Origin of the sequence: Micromonospora sp. DT233 (genome assembly GCF_049841815.1) — a bacterium.
Classification (GTDB): domain Bacteria; phylum Actinomycetota; class Actinomycetes; order Mycobacteriales; family Micromonosporaceae; genus Micromonospora.
Genome location: NZ_JBNCLB010000011.1, coordinates 69,393 through 90,901, shown reverse-complemented (window position 1 = coordinate 90,901; position 21,509 = coordinate 69,393). Strand labels below are relative to the sequence as shown.

The 21,509-nt window shown below is 74.6% G+C and carries 16 protein-coding genes; 9 read left to right on the top strand and 7 right to left on the bottom strand.

Annotated elements, in window-relative coordinates; genetic code table 11:
- Position 1: 1 nt before the first annotated feature.
- Positions 2–955 carry an LLM class flavin-dependent oxidoreductase gene (locus ACLQ2V_RS21645; RefSeq protein ID WP_425720368.1) on the top strand — a complete coding sequence of 318 codons (954 nt, stop codon included), beginning with the start codon at positions 2–4 and terminating at the stop codon, positions 953–955.
- Between the two features lie 96 nt (positions 956–1,051).
- Here the strand turns inward: ACLQ2V_RS21645 and ACLQ2V_RS21640 are convergent, their stop codons facing one another.
- Genes ACLQ2V_RS21640 through ACLQ2V_RS21625 form a run of 4 tightly spaced genes read right to left on the bottom strand, consistent with a single transcriptional unit; the run spans position 1,052 to position 5,445 of the window.
- On the bottom strand, positions 1,052–2,113 hold the full coding sequence (locus tag ACLQ2V_RS21640) for an SIS domain-containing protein (RefSeq protein ID WP_425720367.1): 1,062 nt from the start codon (positions 2,111–2,113) through the stop codon (positions 1,052–1,054).
- A 39-nt stretch (positions 2,114–2,152) separates the two neighbouring features.
- Positions 2,153–2,956: a BtpA/SgcQ family protein gene (locus ACLQ2V_RS21635; protein ID WP_425720366.1), complete on the bottom strand. Its 804-nt coding sequence runs from the start codon at positions 2,954–2,956 to the stop codon at positions 2,153–2,155.
- Positions 2,957–2,984: 28 nt separating this feature from the next.
- Positions 2,985–4,556, bottom strand: a complete 1,572-nt coding sequence (locus tag ACLQ2V_RS21630) for a pyridoxal phosphate-dependent aminotransferase (RefSeq protein ID WP_425720365.1) — start codon at positions 4,554–4,556, stop codon at positions 2,985–2,987.
- A gap of 37 nt (positions 4,557–4,593) precedes the next feature.
- Entirely contained in the window at positions 4,594–5,445 is an 852-nt protein-coding gene (locus ACLQ2V_RS21625) for a TauD/TfdA family dioxygenase (RefSeq protein WP_425720364.1), read from the bottom strand.
- 133 nt (positions 5,446–5,578) lie between these two features.
- Here ACLQ2V_RS21625 and ACLQ2V_RS21620 point away from each other — a divergent pair, with 133 nt between their 5' ends.
- On the top strand, positions 5,579–6,976 hold the full coding sequence (locus ACLQ2V_RS21620; protein ID WP_425720363.1) for an aldehyde dehydrogenase family protein: 1,398 nt from the start codon (positions 5,579–5,581) through the stop codon (positions 6,974–6,976).
- Positions 6,977–7,026: 50 nt separating this feature from the next.
- Here ACLQ2V_RS21620 and ACLQ2V_RS21615 read toward each other — a convergent pair whose 3' ends face one another.
- Positions 7,027–7,551 carry a hypothetical protein gene (locus ACLQ2V_RS21615; protein WP_425720362.1) on the bottom strand — a complete coding sequence of 175 codons (525 nt, stop codon included), beginning with the start codon at positions 7,549–7,551 and terminating at the stop codon, positions 7,027–7,029.
- Positions 7,548–7,949, bottom strand: coding sequence for a cupin domain-containing protein (locus tag ACLQ2V_RS21610; RefSeq protein ID WP_425720361.1), 402 nt, complete (start codon positions 7,947–7,949; stop codon positions 7,548–7,550). The genes ACLQ2V_RS21615 and ACLQ2V_RS21610 overlap by 4 nt, the downstream gene beginning before the upstream one ends.
- Before the next feature lie 311 nt (positions 7,950–8,260).
- Between ACLQ2V_RS21610 and ACLQ2V_RS21605 the strand changes: the two genes are divergently transcribed.
- Both ACLQ2V_RS21605 and ACLQ2V_RS21600 read left to right on the top strand, forming a co-directional pair.
- Positions 8,261–8,521 carry a phosphopantetheine-binding protein gene (locus tag ACLQ2V_RS21605; protein WP_425720360.1) on the top strand — a complete coding sequence of 87 codons (261 nt, stop codon included), beginning with the start codon at positions 8,261–8,263 and terminating at the stop codon, positions 8,519–8,521.
- Between the two features lie 171 nt (positions 8,522–8,692).
- Positions 8,693–9,550: a hypothetical protein gene (locus ACLQ2V_RS21600; RefSeq protein ID WP_425720359.1), complete on the top strand. Its 858-nt coding sequence runs from the start codon at positions 8,693–8,695 to the stop codon at positions 9,548–9,550.
- On the opposite strand, the gene ACLQ2V_RS21595 is transcribed toward ACLQ2V_RS21600, so the two are convergent.
- Positions 9,513–10,997, bottom strand: coding sequence for a serine hydrolase (locus ACLQ2V_RS21595; protein ID WP_425720358.1), 1,485 nt, complete (start codon positions 10,995–10,997; stop codon positions 9,513–9,515). The genes ACLQ2V_RS21600 and ACLQ2V_RS21595 overlap by 38 nt on opposite strands.
- A 722-nt stretch (positions 10,998–11,719) precedes the next feature.
- Between ACLQ2V_RS21595 and ACLQ2V_RS21590 the strand changes: the two genes are divergently transcribed.
- From ACLQ2V_RS21590 to ACLQ2V_RS21570, 5 genes are all read left to right on the top strand, one after another.
- Positions 11,720–13,084, top strand: coding sequence for an MFS transporter (locus ACLQ2V_RS21590; RefSeq protein ID WP_425720357.1), 1,365 nt, complete (start codon positions 11,720–11,722; stop codon positions 13,082–13,084).
- Positions 13,081–17,316 carry an amino acid adenylation domain-containing protein gene (locus tag ACLQ2V_RS21585; RefSeq protein ID WP_425720356.1) on the top strand — a complete coding sequence of 1,412 codons (4,236 nt, stop codon included), beginning with the start codon at positions 13,081–13,083 and terminating at the stop codon, positions 17,314–17,316. Before ACLQ2V_RS21590 ends, ACLQ2V_RS21585 begins: the two co-directional genes overlap by 4 nt.
- Before the next feature lie 20 nt (positions 17,317–17,336).
- Entirely contained in the window at positions 17,337–19,109 is a 1,773-nt protein-coding gene (locus ACLQ2V_RS21580; RefSeq protein WP_425720355.1) for a non-ribosomal peptide synthetase, read from the top strand.
- Positions 19,106–20,347 (top strand): cytochrome P450, encoded by a 1,242-nt coding sequence (locus ACLQ2V_RS21575; RefSeq protein WP_425720354.1) that lies wholly within the window; start codon positions 19,106–19,108, stop codon positions 20,345–20,347. The genes ACLQ2V_RS21580 and ACLQ2V_RS21575 overlap by 4 nt, the downstream gene beginning before the upstream one ends.
- Before the next feature lie 216 nt (positions 20,348–20,563).
- Complete coding sequence (locus tag ACLQ2V_RS21570; protein WP_425720353.1) at positions 20,564–21,490, top strand: hypothetical protein; 927 nt, start codon at positions 20,564–20,566, stop codon at positions 21,488–21,490.
- The last annotated feature ends 19 nt before the right edge of the window (positions 21,491–21,509 follow it).

Here is a 21,509-nt window from a genome sequence, read left to right as displayed (position 1 = left end):
CATGCAGGTGCACGGCGACGCGATCCGGGTCGGCATCCACTCGGGACAGCAGTACGACTCCTTCGCCGACCCGCTGGAGCTCTGGCAGCGCGCCGAGGCGCTCGGCTACGACTGGGCGTCCATCTTCGACCACTACCGGCCCCCGCTGGGCGGCCCCGCCGGGCCGTGCCTGGACGGGCTGAGCCTGCTGGCCGCGCTCGCGGCCCGGACCAGTCGGATCCGCTGCGCGGTGCTGGTCTCCGCGGTGACCTGGCGGCACCCGGCCATCGCGGCGAACATCGCCGCCACCATCGACCACATCTCCGGCGGGCGGCTGGAGTTCGGCGTCGGTGCCGCCGGTGCCGACCTGGCCTACCAGCAGTACGGCATCCCCTTCCCGCCCGCCGGCGACCGGTTGGACCTGCTCGACGAGGCGTGCCGGGTGCTGCGCGGGCTCTGGGACCAGCCGTCGACCACCTTCACCGGGCGGCACGTCCGGCTGACCGACGCCCACCTGGAGCCCAAGCCGGTCCAGGCCCGCATCCCGCTGATCGTCGGCGGCGAGGGGGAGCGGCGGATGCTGCGGATCGTGGCCGAGCACGCCGACATCTGGAACACCCTCGCCGGTGACCCGGCCGGCTACGCGCACAAGCTCGACGTGCTGGGCCGGCACTGCGCGGCGATCGGCCGGGACCCGGCGACGATCCGCAAGTCCGTCACGTTCCGGGTCGCCCTCTCCGACGACCCGGAGCAGGCGCGGGAGAGCTTCGCGCGGGCCGGCCGGCGGTGGGGCGCGGACTCACCCGTCATGCGGGAGTACCTCACCGTGGGCACGCCGCAGGACTGCGTGCGCGACCTGCGGCCGTACCTGGACCTCGGGGTCCGCGACTTCGTGCTGGGGGCCCGCCCGCCGGTCGACTGGCACTCCGTCGAACTCTTCGCCGAGCGGGTCGCCCCGGTGCTGCGCCAGGGATGACCGGCCGCCGCCGCGCGACGCGGTCGGCGCGGCTGCCCCGCCGGGGTCGGCGGCCGCCACCGCGCGACGCGGGGTGGGTGCCCCGGGCCTCGCGGGTCAGCGGCCGTCGCTGCGGAAGGGGGCGCGCCCCAGCGCCTGCGCCGTCGCGGCGGCCAGGTAGCTGGCGAAGCCGTGGTAGACCAGCGGGGAGAACTCCTCCCGGACCTCGCCCGGCACGGGCAGCACCGCCGCGGCGTGCGCGGTGAGCGCCGCGTCGTCGGGCCGGGCCACCGCCACCACCCGGCGACCCAGCTCGTGGGCGCGCTGCGCCACCTCCGCGGCCCGGTCGTGGCCGCGCCCCGGCGGGGCCAGCACGAACAGCGGGGCCTCGGTCGGGTGGATGAAGCGTTCGACGTGGCACCACTCCTCGACGTCCTGCCCGGCGGCGTCGATCCCGGCGGCCTCGACGAGCTTGGCGGCGGCGTAGAGCGCGGTGCCGTAGCTGGGGCCGCTGCCGAGCAGCATGGCGCCCTCGGCGGCGGCGCACCACCCGGCGACCCGCCCGCACTGCGCCCGCCCGGCCGCCAGCGTCTCGTCGATGAGCCCCGCCAGCGAGGCGATCTCGGCGACCCGGGCGTCGCCGTCGCGGGAGCCGCCCAGCCGGACGGCCAGCAGCAGCAGCGCCAGCAGGTTGGCCTGGTAGGTGCGGATGCCGGGGGAGCGTTCCCGGTCACCCACGTCGACCACCACCGCCTGCTCGGCGGCGCTGGTCAGCCGGCTGCCCGGGGTGCCGGTGACGGCCAGGGTGGCCGAGCCCCGCTGCCGGGCCTGCTCCAGGGCGCGGACCACCAGCGGGGTGTTGCCGCTGGCGGAGACCCCGACGACCAGGACCCGCCCCGGGTCCTGGCCGGCCGGCGCGGTGCCACCGTAGGCCAGGAAGCGCAGCGTGCTCAGCGGAGCGCAGCGCACCCCGCCGAGGGTGCGGAACGCCAGCTCGGCGGCGTGGCCCGCGTGGTGGGAGTCGCCGCTGCCCACCAGCAGCACCTCCCGGACCGCCCCGTCCGGGCGGGCCGCCAGCAGCTCCCGGATCCGCTCGTCGGTCGGCGCGGTCAGCCGGCGCAGGTCGTCGCTGAGTCGTTCGACCTGGCGCACCAGCACGTCGGGCGGGATCGGTTCCACCGGTTGTCCTCCTCGCGGGGTCGGGCGCGCACGGACCTGTCAGGACCGCACGGATCGGACGGCGGCCACGTACTCCCGTACCCGGTCGACGTCGATCTCACCGCCCCAGCCGTCGCGTTCCAGGCAGGTGCCCACGAACGCGCCGTCGGCGGCGGCCAGCAGCCGCGCGGCGTTGTCGTGGTTGGTGTGGCCGCCGAGGATCACCGGCAGGCCCGGGGCGGACCGGCGCACCTGGGCGACGAGCTCCAGCGTCCGGTCGTCGTCGGGGTGGCAGACGCAGACCGCGTCCGCGCCGGCGCCCCGCGCGGCGCGGGCCACCTCCCCGGTCGATTTGCCCCCGCCGAACCAGGAGTAGTGCATGGTGTCGACGTCGGCGATGACGCCGATGTCGCGGGCGTCGATGCCCCGCCGGTACGTCATCACGTCGTGCGGGTCGGGCCGCACCATGCCGTGCGCGGTGAGCGTCATGCCCACCAGGGCGTTGGCCCGGATGAAGGAGCCGCCGGCGACCTTCGCCACCGCCAGGGACGCCTTCAGCGCCCCGCGCATGAGCTGCACCCCGACCTGGAAGCCGGGGCGCACGGCCTGCGACACCGCGTTGACCACCAGCCCCATCGCGACCGTCCGGGCGGGGTCGGCGCTGTCCTCGACGCTGTAGACCCGGTCGACGGTCTGCACCAGGCAACCGTCCGCGCCGCCGGCGTCGAGCGCCCGCGCCGAGCGCACGGCGGTCTCCAGCGTCGCGGCGAACGAGCCCTCGGTGTGGAACGGGGTGCCCGGCAGCGGTTGCAGGTGGATCATGCCGAGGACGGGCTTGCTTCCCTCGGTGATCGAGTACGGCATCGTGCGGCTCCTCTCCTCGCTGTCGCGGTCAGCTCGCCGGCCCGGCGGCCAGCCGCCGACCGACGCGCTCGGCGGCCCCGGCCAGATCCGACCAGCGGCGGGCCGTGGTCACCCGGCCGACGCCGCCGGAGAGACAGAACGTGAGGATACCCGGGAAGACCGACACGCCGGTGTCGCGCAGCAGGTCCCGGAAGCACCGGTACGAGTCGTCCCAGCCGGGGAACTCGATGGCCAGGTTGATCGAGTAGTGGGCCGGGTGGACGATCGCCGCGGCCTCGCTGAACACCGCCGTGGCGCCGTCGCGCAGCGTCGACAGCCCGCGCTCCCGGTTGATCCGGTCGGCCCGGTAGGCGACGTAGGTGGCGTTGAGCAGGCCGGCGTCCATCGGGTACGTCGCCTCGAACTCGGCCAGCTCCGCCGGGCCGACCTCCTCCCGGCCGCAGAGCAGCCAGCGCTCCATCCGGGCCAGCACCTCGACCAGGGTGTACAGGAACGACGGCGGCCCACCGAAGGTGGTCGAGGCGTACTCGTAGTAGTCGGCGATGAAGCCGGCGTCGGCGGTGATCCAGCCGACCTTCAACCCGGGGGCCGACCAGGCCTTCGACAGGCTCGACACCCGGATCACGTTCGGCGCGGCGCGGCGCGCTCCGGCCCGGCGCACCGGGCCCAGCCACTCGTGGCACTCGTCGAGCAGGATCATCGTGCCCGGCCCGGCCGCCTCGATCAGCCGACCCAGCTCCTCCTCGTCGACGGCCGCCCCGGTGGGGTTGCCGACCGTCTGGATCAGGACCAGCGGGGTCGCGGGGGTGAGCGCGGCGATCAGCGGCTCCAGCGACATCCGCCCGTCGGCGGAGGGCAGCGGCACCAGCCGCACCGGGCGGCGGCGGGCGACGGACTCCACCAGCGGCGGGTAGTTCGGGATGCCGCAGAGCACCGGCTGGTCGGTCGCGCCCCCGCCGTGCAGGATGAAGTCGGCCAGCGAGCTGACCGCGAAGGTGCCGCCCATGGTCAGCGCGATCTCGTCCACCGTGTACGGGCTGCCCTCGATGCGTTCGTTCTCGTACGCGGCGACCGCCTCGCGGGCCGGGACCCGCCCCCGGGAGTCGGAGTAGCCGTACCAGTCCTGGTCGAGGGCGAAGCGCAGGCAGTCCTTCAGCGACTCGGGCAGCCCCCACTCCTGCTCGTCGACGGAGCCGCTGGAGAGCAGGACGGTGTCGGGCGCGGCCAGGTCGCCGTAGAGGTCGTCGCGGAAGTACCAGTTGAACAGCTCCTTGACGAACCGGACGGTGGCCCGCGACCCGAGCACCTCCTCGGGGGTGAGCTGCTGCCGGGGGGCCGCCGAGCGCCACCGGTCGGCCAGCCAGGGCCGGTGGCTCGCCGCGCCCAGTTCGTGTTCCACCCGGCCGAGCCACAGGTCACGCAGCTCCATCGGGTCACCCGGGTCCTTGGCCCGGGCGAACACGTCCAGCACCCGCTCGTCGACCACCGGCAGGAGCCGGCCGTCGGAGGGCACGGCGGCGCGGGCCCGGCGGGCGGCGGCGTGCGCCTCGTCGGGCACCACGGCGGAGCGCTGTCGGGGCACCGGGGCGAACAGCTGCATCATCTTCTCCGATCAGGGCGTGGTCGCGGCGGGTGGGTCAGACGATCCGCAGTCGCCGCAGGTGCCGCCGGTGGGCGGAGGCGACGGCCGGCCCGGCGGTCCGGCCGTGGAAGAAGAACCGGTTGTCGATGACGACGACGAGGCCGGCCCGCCAGTGCACGCTGGCCGCCGACGCCGCCGAGTACATGGCCCTCAGCAGGTCGGCGATGGCGTCGTTGACGGTCTGTTCGTCGGCGGGGCCGTGGCTGGTCCACCGCAGCGGCTGGTCCAGGAAGTCGCGGAAGGTGAACACGCACCGGCCGTCGTCGTAGCGGACGATGGGCGCCAGCCGGGCGTCGTGCCGGTAGCGCACCCGGCTGAGCGTGTCCAGGCTGGCCGGGTCCATGGCCCGCGCGACGGCCCGCATCGGCACCAGGACGGTCCGCGCCGACGTCGCGTCGCCCGGGTCGTGGCACATCAGCACGATGTATCGGGGCTGCTCGGCCGGGGGGCGGCCGCTGCCCTCGGTGTGCAGCGACAGGTAGTTCGTGGCGAACGGTTGCAGGGCCACGTCACCGGTCCGGTCGTGCTCGCTGAGCAGGTTGAGGATCACCCCCCGCTCGACGTACGGCTGCACGGTCGGGTCGGTCTCGGGCATGGCGGTGCCGAGCAGGCGGCCGAGGGCGAGGAAGCGTTCGTCGGCCAGGGGCTCGTCGAGCTGGACCAGGCCGAGGCCGTGGGTCGTCAACTGGGCGGTGAGCGCGTCCGCCGCCGCCTCGGGGAAGCGCCGGGACTCGGCGACGACGGGGCTCAGTTCGAGCCCCGGAAGCTCGCGTCCGTCCAACAGCTCTTCACGCGCTGTGATGTGCCGGTGGGTGTCGGGTCGCTCAAGGAAGGTGCCGTCGAGCATGTCGCTCCCGTGGTTGGCAGTCGGTGGCGCCCGGGGCCGGGGCTGCCGTCTTTCGGCAGGTCATTCCCGATCGGTCCGCTGCGGGCAGTGAGACGATGTCATCTTTCGGCGAACTCCACTAGGCTCGGTCGCCATGGTCGATCTGCTACCGCACCACACCGACAGTCCCTCCGACGATGACTCTGCGTCGATGGTGGCGCTCACCGATCCGCGTACCGGCCTGGAACGGGCCCGCAGTCGGCCCGGCCGGCGCGCCGAGGTGGCCGAGGCGGTCGCGGCGGCGCGGCGCGCGCAGCCGCAGTGGTGGCGGCTCACCGCCCGGGAACGGTCCCGGCGGTTGTCGCGGCTGGCCGACCGGATGGAGGAGCGGGCGGCGGACTTCCTGCACGCCGAGCGCGCCGGCACCGGCAAGCCGGACGGGGAGCTCACCGGCGAGCTGGAGCAGTGCGCGGACGTGCTGCGGTTCTACGCCGGCGCGGCGCGCGCGGACCTGGGCCCGGCGGGCGGCCGGCGGATGCCCGACCGGGAGAGCTGGGTGCGGTGGGAACCGCTCGGGGTCGTCGGCGTCGTCGTGCCGTGGAACTACCCGCTGCTGATGGCGGCGTGGCGGCTCGGTCCCGCCCTCGCCGCCGGCAACACGGTGGTGCTCAAGCCGGCGCTCACCACTCCGGACAGCGCGGTCCTGCTGGCCCGGCACGCCGACGAACTGCTCGGGGCGGGCGTGCTCACCGTGCTGCCCGGCGACCGGCGCACCGGTCAGCTCCTCGTCGAGTCCGACGTGGACGCGGTCGCCTTCACCGGCAGCAACGCGGGGGGCGCGGACGTGGTGGGCCGCGCCGGCGTGCGCCGGGTGAGCCTGGAACTGGGCGGCAACGCCCCGGCCCTGGTGCTGCCCGACGCCCCGGCGCACACCTACCAGTCCCTCGTGGACGCCTGCGTCTACAACGCCGGGCAGAGCTGCGCCGCCCCGGCCCGGGTCATCACGCTGCGCGACAACCATCGGGAGACCGTCGAGCGGCTGGCCGAGGCGATGCGGCAGCGCCGCGCGGGCGTCGACTTCGGCCCGTTGAACAACGCCGACCAGGCGGCCCGGTTCGACCGGATCGTGGCCGCCAGCGCCGCCCGGACCCGGCACGCCGCCGAGCTGGGGACGACCCCGCAGGAGAGCCAGGGGTACTGGCGGGCCGGCCTGATCCTGGCCGACCTGCCCGACGACGACCCGGCGGTGGTCGGTGAGGTCTTCGGCCCGGTGCTGACCGTCCAGGCCGCCGACGATCCCGCCCACGCGGTCGCCCTGGCCAACTCGGTGCCGCAGGCGCTGGCCGCCAGCGTCTGGGGCACCGACGCCGGCCTGCTGCTGCGCCTCGCCGGGGAGATCGACGCCGGCGAGGTGTGGGTCAACTGCCACCTCGACCAGACCGCCGAGCTGCCGCACGGCGGCCGGCGTGGCTCCGGTCACGGCACCGACCTCAGCGTGCTGGCGCTGGCCGAGTACCAACGCCCCAAGACGGTCACTGTCCGGCTCTGCTGAGCGACCGCGCTCTGCTGAGCGACCGCGCCGATCGGGCTGGGCCACGACGGTCAGCCCTTCGGCCGGGTCAGCGGCCGGTGCAGGTAGGCCCAGGACCGGCCGGCGGCGTCGGAGTGCGTCGGCCCGCACGGCAGGAAACCCAGGCCGGTGAGCAGCGCCCAGGTCGGGGCGAGGTCCGGGTTCGCCTCCGCGCGCAGGTCGTCGGCGCCCTGCGCGCCGGCGACCTGGATCGCCCGGCGCACGCAGCGCACCCCGACCAGGGAGCCGGCGGCCAGTTCGTCCGGCCGCACCGAGAGCCGGCTGAGGTAGCTCGGCCGCCGGGCGGCCGGAAAGGGCACGGCCGAGGCGTCGTAGGGGGCGTCCCAGGTGAGGGTGAACATCCCGACCGCGCGGCCGCCGGCCCGCAGCAGGTGCACCGACCCCGACGCGACCCGCTGGCTGGTGGTCGCCAGCCGCCGCGCCGGCACCGGCGACCCGGTCGCCGCCGCCTGGTGGGCGTCGCTGGCGCAGAGCAGGTCGTGGACCTCGACCGGGTCGTCGGCGACCACCCAGCCGTTGAGCGCCGGCTCGGTCACTTCACCAGGGTCATGCGCTTGGTCGAATCGACCGGCATGTGCGGTACGCCGAAGGCGAGGATCTCCAGCACGTCGTCGACGTCCGGGTTCGTCCTGACGCCGTGGGCGAAGTTGGCCGGCACGTAGACCGTGTCGCCCTCGGTCATCTCGTAGTCGACGCCGTCGACGTGGATGAAGCCCCGGTTGCGCAGCACGTACAGGATGTGGGCGCCGGGGTGGGTGTGCAGCTCGAAGGCGGAGCCCGGCTGCATGATCAACCGGTCGGCACCGATCTCCAGGCCGGCGTCGATCACGTCCGAGACGCCGGAGACGCCGGCGATCCCGGGCACCACGGAGCCGTCGTCGGTGAAGAGGGTGACCTCGGGGCCGGTGAGCACGTTCTGCACATGCTCGGACATCTCAAAGCGCTGATCCGGCAAGACGCCTCCCCTGGTTCGACGGCCGTGCGTCGGTGCCGTGCGGTGACGTCGACTCCCGCCGACCGCCGCACCCGACAATTCCGTCCCTGACGTAGGTCCGGCGCCGCTTGTGATGATCAAGGAGGACGCCGGACACAATGTAGGTCGCCCATTGGTTCACCGCAACCAGCAGAACTGTCCGTGGCGGCGACCGGCCGGATTGGTGCGCGGGCGTGCCGGAACGGTCGCGTAACGTGCCATCCGTATCGCCGCGAAGCGGCAAACCCTACTGAGGAAATAGGGAGTCCGGAATGGACGACGTCCTGCGTTCCGTCATCGAGATCGCCCGCCGCCACCTGCCGCCGACGTCCGCCGCCGCGCTCGGCCAGGACCCGGACGCGGACCTGTCGGCCCTCGGCCTGACCTCGCTGCGCACGGTGGACTTCCTGGTGGAGGTGGAGGAGCGGCTCGGCGTGGCGTTGCCGGAGGAGGCGATCCGGGCCGAGACCTTCCGCACCCCGCGTACCGTGGCCGACACCCTCCGCGAGCTGCCGGGAGAATCGGCACGCTGAGTCGCCGATAAGTGCGGTGCGAGTTACCGGCGCCGTGCGACCCGGTCGACCGCAGGTCCCTGCCGAATTGTCCGACATTGAAGCGAAACTAACTGCCGAATTGCCGTCGCCGTGCCGCCCGGGAATGATCCGGTACTGTCCGAGCCAATTGCGGGCGAGTGGTTACGAGGGGTGAGTGACATGGGCGTCGGCGTACCGGACACGACGATGTGGAGCCCGCTCCGGGCGGCTGCGGACGGGCGGGACCTGGTGCTCACCGTCGACTTCGGCGGGGCCCGGCCGGAGGCCGGGTTCGCGGAGCTGACGCCCCTGCTGCCCGACGACCGCGCCGTGCTGGTCACCCGGCCGCCGGACCGGGTCGTCGACGACGCGGCGGACGCCGCCCGGCAGGTCGACGCCTGGCGCGACGCGGTGCTGGCCTCCGGGGCGCGGGTCTGCACGGTGATCGGCTACTGCACCGGGGCGGCCGTGGCCGCCCGCCTGGCCCAGGATCTCGCCGCCCACGGCCACCCGGTCGGCCTGGTCCTGGTCGACCCCGCGGTGGCCGGCGCCGGGCAGCTCCTGGCGGCGCACCGGGACGCGGTCGAGTCGCTGGTGGCGGTGCTCGACCGGGCGCCGGCCGACGCCGAGGCGACCGACCCGACGCCGGGCCCGGCCCCCGACCTGGTGGAGCTGGCCCGTGGGCTGGCCGCCGACTACGCCCGCACCGCCGGCCGGGTCGGCCGGGAGCTGGACCTGGACGACGAACTCGTCGCCGACCTGGTCGTCCGGGTCCGGCGCTACCTGTCGTACCTGGTGGTGGTCGCCCTGACCGCGCCGCCGACGCCCCAGGACGGGCCCCCGACGCTGACCGTGCTCTCCGCCGCGCACCCTCCGGACGCCTTCCCGGCCGTCGGCGGCCGCCAGGTGCGCTTCGACGTCCCCCGCGCCGACCTGCTGGCCGACGCCGGGGTGGGCCGGCTGCTGGCGGAGTTCGTCGCCGGGCGGCCGGTCACACCAGCCCCAGCTCCCGGTACACCGCGTCGCTGATCCGGTGCCAGATGGCCTTGCCCGCCGCGAAGCCGGGCAGGCCGTTGCCGTTGAAGGCCACCACCAGGTCGTGCTCCGGGTCCACGTAGGCCATCGGCGAGGAGCCGTGGCCCTGGTGGCCGAAGGTGCGCGGGCTGGTGTGCGACCCGTAGTAGGCGTGCTCCTCGCCGTGCCGCCGGCTCTCCAGGGTCAGGCCCAGCCCGAAGTCGATGAGCGGGGCCTCCGCGAAGAAGCTCGGCCGCTGCGGTCGGATCATCTGCGCGACGGTCGGCGAGTCCAGCGGGCCGTCGCCCTCCTCGCCGGCCGCCCGGCGGCGCAGCAGCTCGTAGAAGCGGGCCATGCTGCGGACGCTGGCCCACAGCCCCTCACCGGGATGCCGGGTCGTGTGCACCAGGCCGCTGGCCAGCAGTCGCCGGCTCTCGGCGCCGGTCCGCGCCTCCTGCGGGCTGCTGAACTGCGCCCCCCGCCCCCGGTGGTAGGTGCCCACCCGGCTGCCGAGGCCGCGCAGTTCGTCGGCGGAGAAACCGTAGTGGTACGCCGCGCCGAGCGGACCGGCGAACTCGTCGGCCACGAACCGGTCGAAGTCCCGGCCGTCGAGCTGTCGGAGGACCTCGGCCAGCGTCAGCCAGCCGATGGCCGAGGAGGAGTACGACGCCTGCCGTCCGGGCACGTCGTCGGGGTGCAGCCGGGCCCCGAGCGCCCGATCGGTCGCCCGGGCGTAGCCCACCACGTAGGGGTCGGCGTCGGCCGGGTCGTCGGTGAGCAGCCGCCCGGAGCAGTGGGTGAGCAGGTGCCGCAGGGTGATCGCGTCCTTGCCGCCGACCCCGAACGCCGGCAGGTAGGTCGCCACCGGCTCGTCCGGGTCCAGTGACCCCCGCCGCCACAGCTCGGCCACGGACGCCGCGACCAGCGGCTTGCCGCCGCTGAACCAGGGCAACACGTCGTCACCGCCCAGCGGCGTGCCGTCCTCGCGCCGCCCGGCGACCCGGTCGTGCACCGGCTCGCCGGCGAGGGAGACGTAGAGCTGGAGGCCCAGGTGCTGGTGCTCGCCGAGCGCCTCGTCGATCGCCCGGTCCACCTCACCGGCGGCCGACCGGGAGACCCGCCGATCGGCCGCCGGCTCGGCGCGGCGGTGCTCGGCCCGCAGGACGGTCAGCCGTTCGGCGAACCGGCGCGGGGTGGGCGCCGAGATGAGCGTGTCGAGGGGGATCGGAATGCCGAGCGTGCGGCGGACCCGTTGCAGGAGCTGGATCGCCAGCAGCGACCGGCCCCCCGAGGCGAAGAAGTCGGCGTCCGCCGCCAGGTCGGGCCGGTCGAGCAGGTCGCGCCAGAGGGCCAGCATGTCGGCCAGCAACGGATCGTCGAGGTCGATCGGCCGCGCCTCGGCGGGCGGGTGTGGGCGCGAGGTCCCGTGCTCGAAACGCTCGTCCGTGTCGCTCTCCGGCATCCTGTTCCTCTCGGCCGACGGCCATCCGCCCAGCCAGGCGTGGCGATCATCGTAGGCCGGCAGGGAGGCTCCCGCACCGGGCCCCGAGGGCGCAGCGACGCATCGCCCGGACCGGGAGGTACCGGACCGTCCGAGTTGGCTCCTCGCCACCCTGACCCACCCGTGTGGACACTCTGGGTGACGGCGGGTGTTCCGGTCCGACGGGCCGCCGCGGACCCTCCACGCGCGGCGGCGACCGGGCGGCCCGTAGGGGTCGTCGGCGGGCGCATCGGGGGCGTACGCAGCACCCCTGACGCTATTGATCACCTGACCCGGTCCTGCTAGCGTCGGTCCCGCATCGGGGATCAACTGTGTTGCATGTGCTGAAAGCGGCCGAGGGCAGTGACCACAGGGGACGTGGCGACGTGACAGTGGGTAGGCAGATCCGTCCGGTGCGGTCCGATCGGGGCACGCGGCTGAGACCGTGACTCCGCCCCGAGCCCGCCGGTGGGCGGCGCTCGCGCCCACCGGAGCCGATCGCGCCCCCACGACCACCACCCCCCCGACCACAGCCCCCACGACCACCGCCCGCCGGCCCGCCGGCCGCGCTCGCGCGCTGGGGACCCGGCCGGCGGCCGCCCGGTGATCCGGCGGGGCGGCGACGCCGCGGCACCACCACAATTCCGTACGGCCGGCGCACCCGACCCGGCGAGGCATCGAGGCGGAAGGGACGGAGCAGTCAGGTGGCGAGCTTCAGAGGTGCTGCCGATCGGTCCCGGAGCTGGTGGACCGGCGTCCGCGAACTGCCGAAGGTCGAGGCGATCCTGCTCGTCAACACCCTGGTCGGGTGCGTCGGGTTCGGCCTCTACACCTCGGTCAGCGTGATCTACTTCTCCACCTTCGCCGACGTGTCGGCCGTGCAGGTGGGGCTCGGCTTCTCCCTCACCGCCTCGGTCTGGGTCGTCGCCGCCGGGACGGTCGGGCGGCTGGTCGACCGGATCGGTCCGAAGGAGACGACCGTCGGCGCGGGCGCGGTGCAGGGGCTCCTGCTGGCCTGCCTGCCGCTGGTCCACGGCGTCGCCGCGTTCCTCATCCTGATGTGCGTCCTCGGCATCGCCGAGCGGGGCGCCAGCGTCAGCCGGGAGGCGCTGCTGGCCCAGCTGGTCGACGAGAAGCGCCGGGTGGCCACCGCCGCCCGCAGCCGCAGCGTCGCGAACATCGGCGTCTCGCTGGGCACCGCCCTGGCCGGCGTCGCGCTCGCGGTGCACACCAGGACGGCGTTCGTCGTGCTCCTGGTGACCTACGCGCTGCTCACCCTGGCGGTCAGCGCGATCAGCCTGCAGTACCCCCGGGTGCCCGGGCGGCGGGCCGCCGCCGGCAGCGGCCCCAGCGGCGTCCTGCGGGACCCGCCGTTCCTCGCGGTGGCCCTGCTCAGCGGCCTCGTCTCCATCTACGACACGGTGCTGGTGATCGGCCTGCCGCTCTGGATCGCCCACCACACCGAGGCCCCGACCGCGATCTTCGCCGCGCTGATCATCGCCAACACCCTGTTGATCATCCTGTTCCAGGTGCGGGCGGCCCGCGGCGTCGAATCGGTGCCCGACGCGCGCCGGGCCCTGGTCCAGGGCAGCCTGGCCGCCGCGTTCGCCTGCGCCGTCTTCGCCGCCACCGCCTGGACCGACACCGCCGTGCTGGCCGGCGCGGTGCTGGCCGCCGGCGTCCTGCTGCTGACCGCCGGTGAGCTGCGCGCCGCGGCCGCCGACTGGGCGCTGCGGTTCGGCCTGGCCCACCCCGAGGCCCAGGGCGAGTACGGCGCCATCCACTCCCTCGGGTCGACCATCCGGTCGATCTGCGGCCCGGTCCTGGTGACCTTCCTGCTGAGCACCTGGACCGACGTCGGCTGGCTCGTCCTGATCGGCGTCTTCCTGGCGCTCGCCGCCGCGACCGGGCCCGTCGTCGGGTGGGCGCAGCGCACCCGCAGCCGGTACGTCCCCGCCCCGGGCCACCCCGAGGCGGCCCCCGCCACCACCCCCACCGTCCCCTCGCGCACCGACGGCGTCGCCGACGAGCCGGGGCCGGCCGCCCGACCCCAGGGAGCGACGCGATGAGCACACCGGTTCCGGCCAGCCCCGAGCAGCGCCGCCTGTGGCTGATCGACCGGCACGAGGAGGGTGGCACGGCCTACGCCGCGCCACTGCTCTGGCAGGTGTACGGGGAATTGGACGTGCCGGCCCTCGGCGCGGCGGTCGACGCGCTGGTGGCCCGGCACGAGGCGCTGCGCTGCCGGTTCACCGACGACGGCGACCAGGTGCACATGCTGGTCGCCGAGGCCACCGGCGGCAACCTGCGGGTGTCCACGGTGGACGGGCCCGAGCAGGCCGAGGCGGAGCTGGCCGCGTTCCTCGACCTGCCGTTGAGCCTGCAACGCGGCGAGGTCTTCCGGGCCGCGCTCTGGATCCTGCCCGAGCAGGAGGCCCTGCTCGTCCTGGTCATGCACCACGCGGTGGTCGACGGCTGGTCGGCCGCCAACCTGGCCGAGGACCTCTCCGCGCTCTACGCCCGGCTGACCGGCGCGGCGCACGACGCCGACGCGGAGCTCCCGCCGGTGCCGGGGCTGGCCGAGGTGGCCGCCTGGCAGCGGCGGGAGCGCACCGAGCAGGCGCAGCGGGAGGCGGTCGAGCACTGGCGGGAGGTGCTGCGGGGGGCACCCGCCGAGCTGCACCTTCCCGTCGACCGGGCCCGCCGCAGCGACCTGCTCGACTGGCGCGGCGGCATCCACACCCACGTGCTGGACCGGTCGACGACCCAGGCGCTGCGGGCCCTGGCCGCCGACCGGCGGACCACCCCGTTCGTGGTGGCGATCTCGGTGCTCGGGGTCTTCCTGGCCCGCTGGTGCAACGTCGACGACCTGGTGATCGGCGTACCGGTCGCCGACGACCGGGACGAGGCGACCGAACGGGCCGTCGGCTTCTTCGTCAACACGCTGCCGATCCGGCTCGACCTCGGCGGCGACCCGTCCTTCGCCGAGGTGGTCGGCCGCACCCAGGAACGCGCCGTCGACGCGCTGCTGCACCGGCAGGCCCCGCTGGAGGCCATCATCCGGTCGCTGGGGCTGGACCGGACCTCCGGGACGCATCCGCTGTTCCAGGTCATGATGACGTACCAGAACGTGCCGGAGCTGCGGCTGCGGCTCGGCTCCGCCCGGGTGCGCTACCGCCCGGCCTACCCGTCCGGGGCGAAGTTCGACCTGCTGGTCGACGTGCTGCCCGACGGCGAGAAGACGAACGTGCGCTTCGAGTACCGCACCGCGCTGTTCGACGACCGGTCGATCGCCGAGGCCGTCGAGGCGTACGTCGAGGTGCTGCGCCGATGCCTCGCCGACCCCGGGGTCCGGGTGGGCGAGCTCGACCTGCCCGCCGGTGGGTCGACGGTCGACCCGGCGGACGAGTCGACGCAGCAGCCGCCGCTGCTCGCCCTGATCGCCGAGGCGGCCCGCGCCGAGCCGGAGGCGGTCGCGGTGAGCTGCGGCCCGGCCCGGCTGACCCGGCGCGAGCTCTGGCAGGCCGGTCTCCGGCTGGCCGCGCGGCTGCGCGCCGCCGGTGTCACCGAGGGGGTGCCGGTCGGTTCGTACCTGCCCCGGGGGGTCGACCTGCTGGTGTCCATGCTGGGCATCTGGGGCGCGGGCGGGGTGTACGTGCCGCTCGACCCCCGCCACCCGGTGCCGCGCAGCCTGTTCGTCTGCGACGACGCGGGGGTCGGGGTGCTGGTCGCCGACCGGGCGGTGCCCGAGCTGGGCCGGCGCACGGTGGTGCTGCTGGGCGAGGACGGTGACACCGGCCCGACCGCCGCGCCGCCGGCGACCGACCCCGCGTCGCCGGCCTACCTGATGTACACCTCCGGCTCGACCGGTCAGCCGAAGGGCGTGCTGGTGGGGCACGGCAGCCTGGTCGGGCTGCTGCGGGAGATGGAACGGCTGGTGCGTCCGGCCGCCGGGGACCGGATGGTCGCCTCGGCGACGGTCATCTTCGACATCTCGCTGCTGGAGTTGCTGCTGCCGCTGACCACGGGCGTCGAGTGCGTCGTCGCCGACGACGAGACCGCCGCCGACGCCGTCCGGCTCGCCGAGCTGATCCGGGACCGCGGCGTGACCCTGGTGCAGGCGACGCCGAGCGTGTGGCGGATCCTCGCCGAGCACCTCGACACCCGGGTACGGGTGGCGATCTCCGGCGGCGAGCCGATGACCGTGAAGGTCCGGGACGCGCTGCTGGAGGTGACCGACGAGGCGTTCAACGCGTACGGCCCGGCCGAGACCACCATCTACTCGTCGGCCTGGCGGATCACCCCGGAGGACATCTCGGTGGGCCCCCCGCTGCGGGGCAACCGGTTCTTCGTGCGGGACCGGTGGGACCGCCCGGCCCCCGTCGGCACCTGGGGCGAGCTGTGGATCAGCGGCCCCGCCCTGGCGCACGGCTACGTGAACCGGCCCGAGCTGACCGCCGCGGCGTTCGTGACGCTCGAGGGGATCGGCCGCGCGTACCGCACCGGCGACCGGGCCCGCCGGACCCGCGACGGCGGGTACCAGATCCGCGGTCGGCTGGACGACCAGTTGAAGCTGCGCGGTTACCGGATCGAGCCGGGGGAGGTGGAGAGCGCGATCAACCGTCTGCCGGGGGTGGGTGGCTGCACGGTCGTCGCGGTCGACGTCGACGACAACCGCAGCCTGGCGGCGCTGGTGGTGCCCCGCGAGTCGGACGGGGCGAGCGCGGCCGTCGACGACTGGCGCACCCAGTGGGAGGAGGTCTACACGGACCTCGAGCCGTCGGGGTTCACCGGCTGGACGAGCAGCCTGACCCGCGAGGCGTACTCGGACGAGGTGATGCGGGAGTGGGCCGGCCACACGGTCGACGCGCTGACCCGCCTCGGCTTCACCCACGTGCTGGAGATCGGGGCGGGGGCGGGGATCGTGACCCGGCCGCTGGCCCGCAAGGCCACCACCTGGCTGGCCACCGACCTCTCGACGCGCTCGGTCGACGCGCTGAACGCCGACCGCGAGGCGCTGGGCCCCGGGTTCGCGGCGCTGTCGCGGCCCGCCGACGAGTGGGACGGGCTGCCGGACCGGTTCGACCTGATCGTGCTCAACTCGGTGATCCAGTACTTCCCCGGCCGGGAGTACCTCGACCAGGTGCTCGGCGCGGCGCTGGACCGGCTCTCGCCCGGCGGCCGGCTCTTCCTCGGTGACCTGCGCTCGTGGCCGCTGGCGCGGGCGCAGTACCGGGCGATGGCGCAGGCGCGGCACCCGGACGCGGACGAGGCGCGGCTGGCCGAGGTGGCCGACCGGCTCGCCGACGACGAACGGGAACTGCTCGTCGACCCGGGGTACCTGTACCGGCTCGCCGCAGACCGAGGTGACCTGCGGGTCTCCCTGCGGCCCAAGCACCTCACCGCCTTCAGCGAGATGTCGGCGTTCCGGTTCGACGCCGTGCTGACCCGGGCGGACGCGCCGCCCGCGCCCGACCGGGCCCCCGCCGAGCACACCTGGGCGACCCCGGAGGAGTTCGCGGGGATCTGCGCCCGGGTGGCCGACGACGGCCCGGCGGTGGTCCGGGGGATACCCAACGCGCAGAACGTCGCCTGGCTCGACGACCCGGCCCCGCAGCGCCGGGCGGCGGTGACCCCGGCGGCGCTGGTGGAACTCGCCCGCGCCCACGGCATCGCCGCCGTGGTCCGCGTCGACCCGCGCGACGCCACCCTGCTCTGCGCGTACCTCGACGGCCGGGCCACGACCGCCCGGCGGCACGCGGAGGCCGACGCCGCGCGGGCCCCGGTGGACCCGGACCGGCCGCTGGTCAGCCAGCCCCGGCGGTCGGCGGCGGCCGGGTTCGACCCGGAGGACGCGATCGAGCGGTTGCGCCGGACCCTGCCCGCCTACCTGGTGCCCCACGTGATCGTGCCGGTGGCGCAGTTGCCGCTGCTGCGCAACGGCAAGGCCGACCGGGACCGGGCCCGCCGGCTGGCGCTCGAGCACGTGCAGGCCCGGCAGGGGCCGACCGGGCAGCCGGCCGACCCGCTGGAGTCGGCCGTGCGCGACGCCTGGGCCCGGGTGCTCGGCCACGACGGCTTCGGCCGGGCCGACAGCTTCTTCCGCCTCGGCGGGGACTCCCTCGGCGCGGTGCGCGTGCTGGCGGAGCTGCGCCGCCGGCTCGGGGTCCGGCTCCGCCTGCCGCAGTTCGTGCAGGCGCCGACGCTCGCCGGGCTCTGCGGGCTGGTACGCGAACTCGCGGCGGCGCAGCCGTCGGGAACTGCTCAGGGTGGGGACGCGATGAGGGGAGCGACGCTGTGACGGGTCAAGGGGGCGCGCCGATGGTCGACGACACGGTGCTCGGGCTCTTCGGTCGGTCGGTGCGGGAGCACCCGGACCGGTTCGCGGTCGGCGACGGCAACCGTCGGCTGACGTACACCGAACTCGACCGGGAGTCCGACGCGGTGGCGGCGGGGCTGCGGGGCCGGGGGGTGGCCGTGGAGGACCGCGTCGGGCTCTACGTCGAGCGTTCCGTGGACCTCTTCGTGGCGATCCTCGGGATCCTCAAGGCGGGCGCGGCCTACGTGGCGGTGGACAGCCGCTACCCGGCGGCCCGGCGGGACCTGATGCTGCGGGCCGGCGGCGCGAAGCTGATCATCGGCGAGGCGGCGTGGCGGGACCGGTTGGCGCACCTGGCGGCCGACGTGGTGACGCTGGCCGAGCTGGCCCAGGCCGCCCCGGCCGGTGCGGTCGCGGCGGCCGGGGTCGAGCCGGCCACGGCGGCCAGCGTGCTGTTCACCTCCGGCTCCTCCGGCGAGCCAAAGGCGATCGTCCTGGAGCACCGCAACCTGGTGTCGTTCGCGCTCAACCCGGGGTTGCCCCGGCTCACCCCGGACGACCGGTCGGGCCAGATCTCCAGCGTGTCGTTCGACGCCTTCCACTTCGAGATCTGGACGACACTGGCCGCCGGCGCCGAGGCCGTCGTGCTGCCGCCGGTCACGGAGCTGCTGGCCGCCGACTTCCAGCGCCAGATGAAGCGGTACGGCATCACCGCGATGCTGGTGCCGACGATGGTGGTCAACCACGTGGTGCGCGAGGACCTGGACGCGTTCGCCGCGCTGCGGCTGCTCCAGGTCGGCGGGGACGTGCTCCAGCCGGCCGCCTGCCGGGACCTGCTGGGTGGCCGGTTCGCGGGGGAGCTGTACAACCTCTACGGGCCGGCCGAGATCACCACGGCGTGCACGGCGCACCGGGTGACCATGGCCGACGCCGAGAGCGACCTGATCCCGATCGGCGCGCCGCTGCCGGGGGTGAGCGCCCACGTGCTCTCCCCGCAGTTGCTGCCGGTCGCCGACGGGGAGACCGGGGAGCTCTTCGTCGGCGGGCCGGGGGTGGCCCGCGGCTACCAGGACCAGCCGGAGCTGACCGCCGAGCGGTTCCGCACGCTGCCCGGCGAGGACGGCTCGCCGGTGCGGGTCTACCGCACCGGCGACCTGGTGCGCCGCCGCGCCGACGGCGCGCTGGAGTTCATCGGGCGGGTCGACGACCAGGTGAAGATCCGGGGCTACCGGGTGGAGCCGGGCGAGGTGGAGCGGGGCCTGCGCCGCCAGCGGGAGGTGCTCGACGCGGTGGTGCTCCCCGACGGCACGGCCGACGACCGGCGGCTGATCGCCGTCGTGGTGGTCGACGGGACGCCGGCCGTGGCGCAGCTGCGCGCCCAGGCGCAACGGGACCTGCCGGACTTCATGGTGCCCAGCGACTTCATCGTGGTGCCGCAGATCCCGGCCACCGACCACGGCAAGCGGGACACCGCGGCGCTGGGCGAGCTGCTCGACGCCCACCGGCTGCGCCGGGACAGCCACCTGCCGCCGAGCACGCCGACCGAGCGGTACCTCGCGGAGCTCTGGGAGGGGCTGCTCGGGGTGGAGAACGTCGGCCGCAACGAGAACTTCTTCGCGTTGGGCGGGCACTCGCTCCAGGCGTTCCAGATGCACCGGCGGATCACCCGGAACCTCGGGGTGAAGCTGCCGGTGCAGGCGCTGCTGGCCAACGTGGTCCTGGCCGACCTGGCCGACCTGATCGACCGGACCGCGGCGGGGAGTGAGCCGGCGTGACCGACGTGACGCAGGTGCCCGCCGTGGCGGGCATCGACCTCACCGACGTGGACCTGTTCGCGCGGGGGGAGCACCTCGACGCGCTGGCCAGGCTGCGGGCGGACGATCCGGTGCACTGGAACGAGGGCGCCGACGGCAGCCGCTTCTGGGCGCTGACGAAGTACGACGACGTGCAGTGGGCGTACCGGGAGCACGAGCTGTTCAGCTCGTCGCGGGGTGCCATCGTCGGGGGCTCCCTCCAGAGCTCCGACGACACCGCGGCCGGTCGGATGCTGGTCGTCACCGACCTGCCCCGGCACCGGCTGCTCAAGCAGGTCATCCAGCCGGCGCTGTCCAGCGCGGTGCTGAGCGCGGTCTCCGCGCAGGTCGGCGCGCTGGTGGACCGGGCGGTGCAGCGGCTGGTCGAGGCCGGCGGCGGCGACTTCGCCACCGAGGTCGCCACGGAACTGCCGGCCGGTGCGCTGATGACGATCATGGACATCTCCCACGAGGACGCGCACCAGCTGATCAGGTTGACCCGGCGGATGGTCGGCTACCGCGACGAGGTCTTCGTCGACACCGGCGACGACACCCGGCTGCGGCTGGCCTGGTTGCAGGCGGAGATCTTCGACTTCTTCGAGGACCTGCTGGCGCAGCGGCGCCGGCGTCCGGGCGACGACGTCGTCAGCCGGTTGGCGCGCTCGCGGATCAACGGCCGGCTGCTGGAGACCGACGAGATTCTCTACAACTGCCTGAACCTGGCGGTCGGCGGCAACGAGACGTCGTCGTACACCGCCTGCACCGGCCTGCTGGCGCTGATGGAGAACCCGGCACAGTACGACCGGCTGCTGGCCGACCACGAACTGCTCGGCACGGCGCTGGACGAGGTGCTGCGGTGGAGCTCCACCAATGCCTACGTGCAGCGGGTGGCCAAGCGCGACGTCGAGCGCCGGGGCCGGCAGATCCGCGCCGGTGACTCGGTGACGGTCTGGAACGTCTCGGCCAACCGCGACGCCGACCAGTTCCCCGACGCCGACGCCTTCGACGTCGGGCGCACCCCGAACCGGCACCTGAGCTACGGCTCGGGCATCCACCGCTGCATCGGGGCGCCGGTCGCCCAGGCCGAGCTGGGGCTGCTGTTCCGCCGGCTACTCACCGCCGGGGTGCGGTGCGAGCTCGCCGGCGAGCCGCGCCGGCTGCGGTCGAACTTCATGCTCGGCCTCACCTCCCTGCCGGTGCGCGTCGCCCGCGCCGGCTGATCCCCGGGCCGGCCAATCCGCGCGTTCTGCTCGAAAAAATGAGCACAGACCGGCGGATAACAATTTATAGATATCGATTTTGTTGTGACCCGGAACACACTTGCGCCACAGTGGACTCCAAGACATCCTTGCTCACGAATGCCCGGGGGGGATTTGGAGAATCATGCTGCCGCCATTCGACGCCATCATCGTCCGCACATATTTCGGGGCCGCGCGGTGAATCCCGAACGCGACCTCACCCTGTTGGATGTCACGTTGCGCGACGGCGGCTACGTCAACGGCCACAGCTGGACGACGCGTGAGGCCGAGGCGATCGTCCGCACCGTCGGCGCCGCCGGAGTCCCCGTCGTCGAGGTCGGGTACCTCCGCGAGGGGCACGAGCCGCAGCGCCCGAGCGCGATCTGCCCGCCGGAGTACCTCGCCGCGCTGGCCGCCGTGGCCGACCGGCCCCGCATCGCCGTGATGGTGCGACCGGGCGAGGTGCCGATCGGCCGGGTCGCCGAGCTGCCCGACCACGACGTGTCGATGGCCCGCGTGCTCGTCGCCGGGGGTTCCGTCGAGCGGGCGGCACCCTACGCCGAGGCGGCCCGGGCGGCCGGGCTGGCGGTGGCGATGAACCTGACCCGGGTCAGCGAGCGCACCGAGGAGCAGATCGCCACCGCCGTGCGGGCCTGCGCCGAGGCCGGCGCGCAGGTGGTGTACCTCGCCGACTCCAACGGCAGCCTGGACCCGGAGGCGGTCACCGCGCGGGTGGGCGCGGCGGTGGCGGCGAGCCCGGTGCCGATCGGGTTCCACCCCCACGACAACCTGGGGCTGGCGTTCATCAACGCCAAGGCGGCGATGGCGGCGGGCGCCACCGCCGTGGACGCCTCGATCGCCGGCATCGGCAAGGGCGGCGGGAACCTCCGGCTGGAGGTCATCGTCGCGCACCTGATCGTCCGGCACGGCGCGGCCCTGCGGCTCGACCCGATCGCCACCGACCAGACGACGCTCGCCACCCGGCTGCGCATGCTGGCCGAGGGGAGCACGAAGGCGGTCCTCACCGGCCTGCTCGACCTGAACCTCGACGGCGCGGCCGACTTCTCCGACATGCTCGCCGCGAACGGGTACGACGCGACCATCCTGACCATGTCCGACCAGTGAGCCTGCCCGACCGAGGGGC

Excerpts from the sequence above, each read along its gene's own strand:
- ACLQ2V_RS21645 (WP_425720368.1), top strand. The coding sequence starts at position 2 with ATGCAGGTGCACGGCGACGCGATCCGGGTCGGCATCCACTCGGGACAG.
- ACLQ2V_RS21635 (WP_425720366.1), bottom strand. The coding sequence starts at position 2,956 with ATGCCGTACTCGATCACCGAGGGAAGCAAGCCCGTCCTCGGCATGATC.
- ACLQ2V_RS21630 (WP_425720365.1), bottom strand. The coding sequence starts at position 4,556 with ATGCAGCTGTTCGCCCCGGTGCCCCGACAGCGCTCCGCCGTGGTGCCC.
- ACLQ2V_RS21625 (WP_425720364.1), bottom strand. The coding sequence starts at position 5,445 with ATGCTCGACGGCACCTTCCTTGAGCGACCCGACACCCACCGGCACATC.
- ACLQ2V_RS21620 (WP_425720363.1), top strand. The coding sequence starts at position 5,579 with ATGGTCGATCTGCTACCGCACCACACCGACAGTCCCTCCGACGATGAC.
- ACLQ2V_RS21610 (WP_425720361.1), bottom strand. The coding sequence starts at position 7,949 with ATGTCCGAGCATGTGCAGAACGTGCTCACCGGCCCCGAGGTCACCCTC.
- ACLQ2V_RS21605 (WP_425720360.1), top strand. The coding sequence starts at position 8,261 with ATGGACGACGTCCTGCGTTCCGTCATCGAGATCGCCCGCCGCCACCTG.
- ACLQ2V_RS21595 (WP_425720358.1), bottom strand. The coding sequence starts at position 10,997 with ATGCCGGAGAGCGACACGGACGAGCGTTTCGAGCACGGGACCTCGCGC.
- ACLQ2V_RS21585 (WP_425720356.1), top strand. The coding sequence starts at position 13,081 with ATGAGCACACCGGTTCCGGCCAGCCCCGAGCAGCGCCGCCTGTGGCTG.
- ACLQ2V_RS21580 (WP_425720355.1), top strand. The coding sequence starts at position 17,337 with ATGGTCGACGACACGGTGCTCGGGCTCTTCGGTCGGTCGGTGCGGGAG.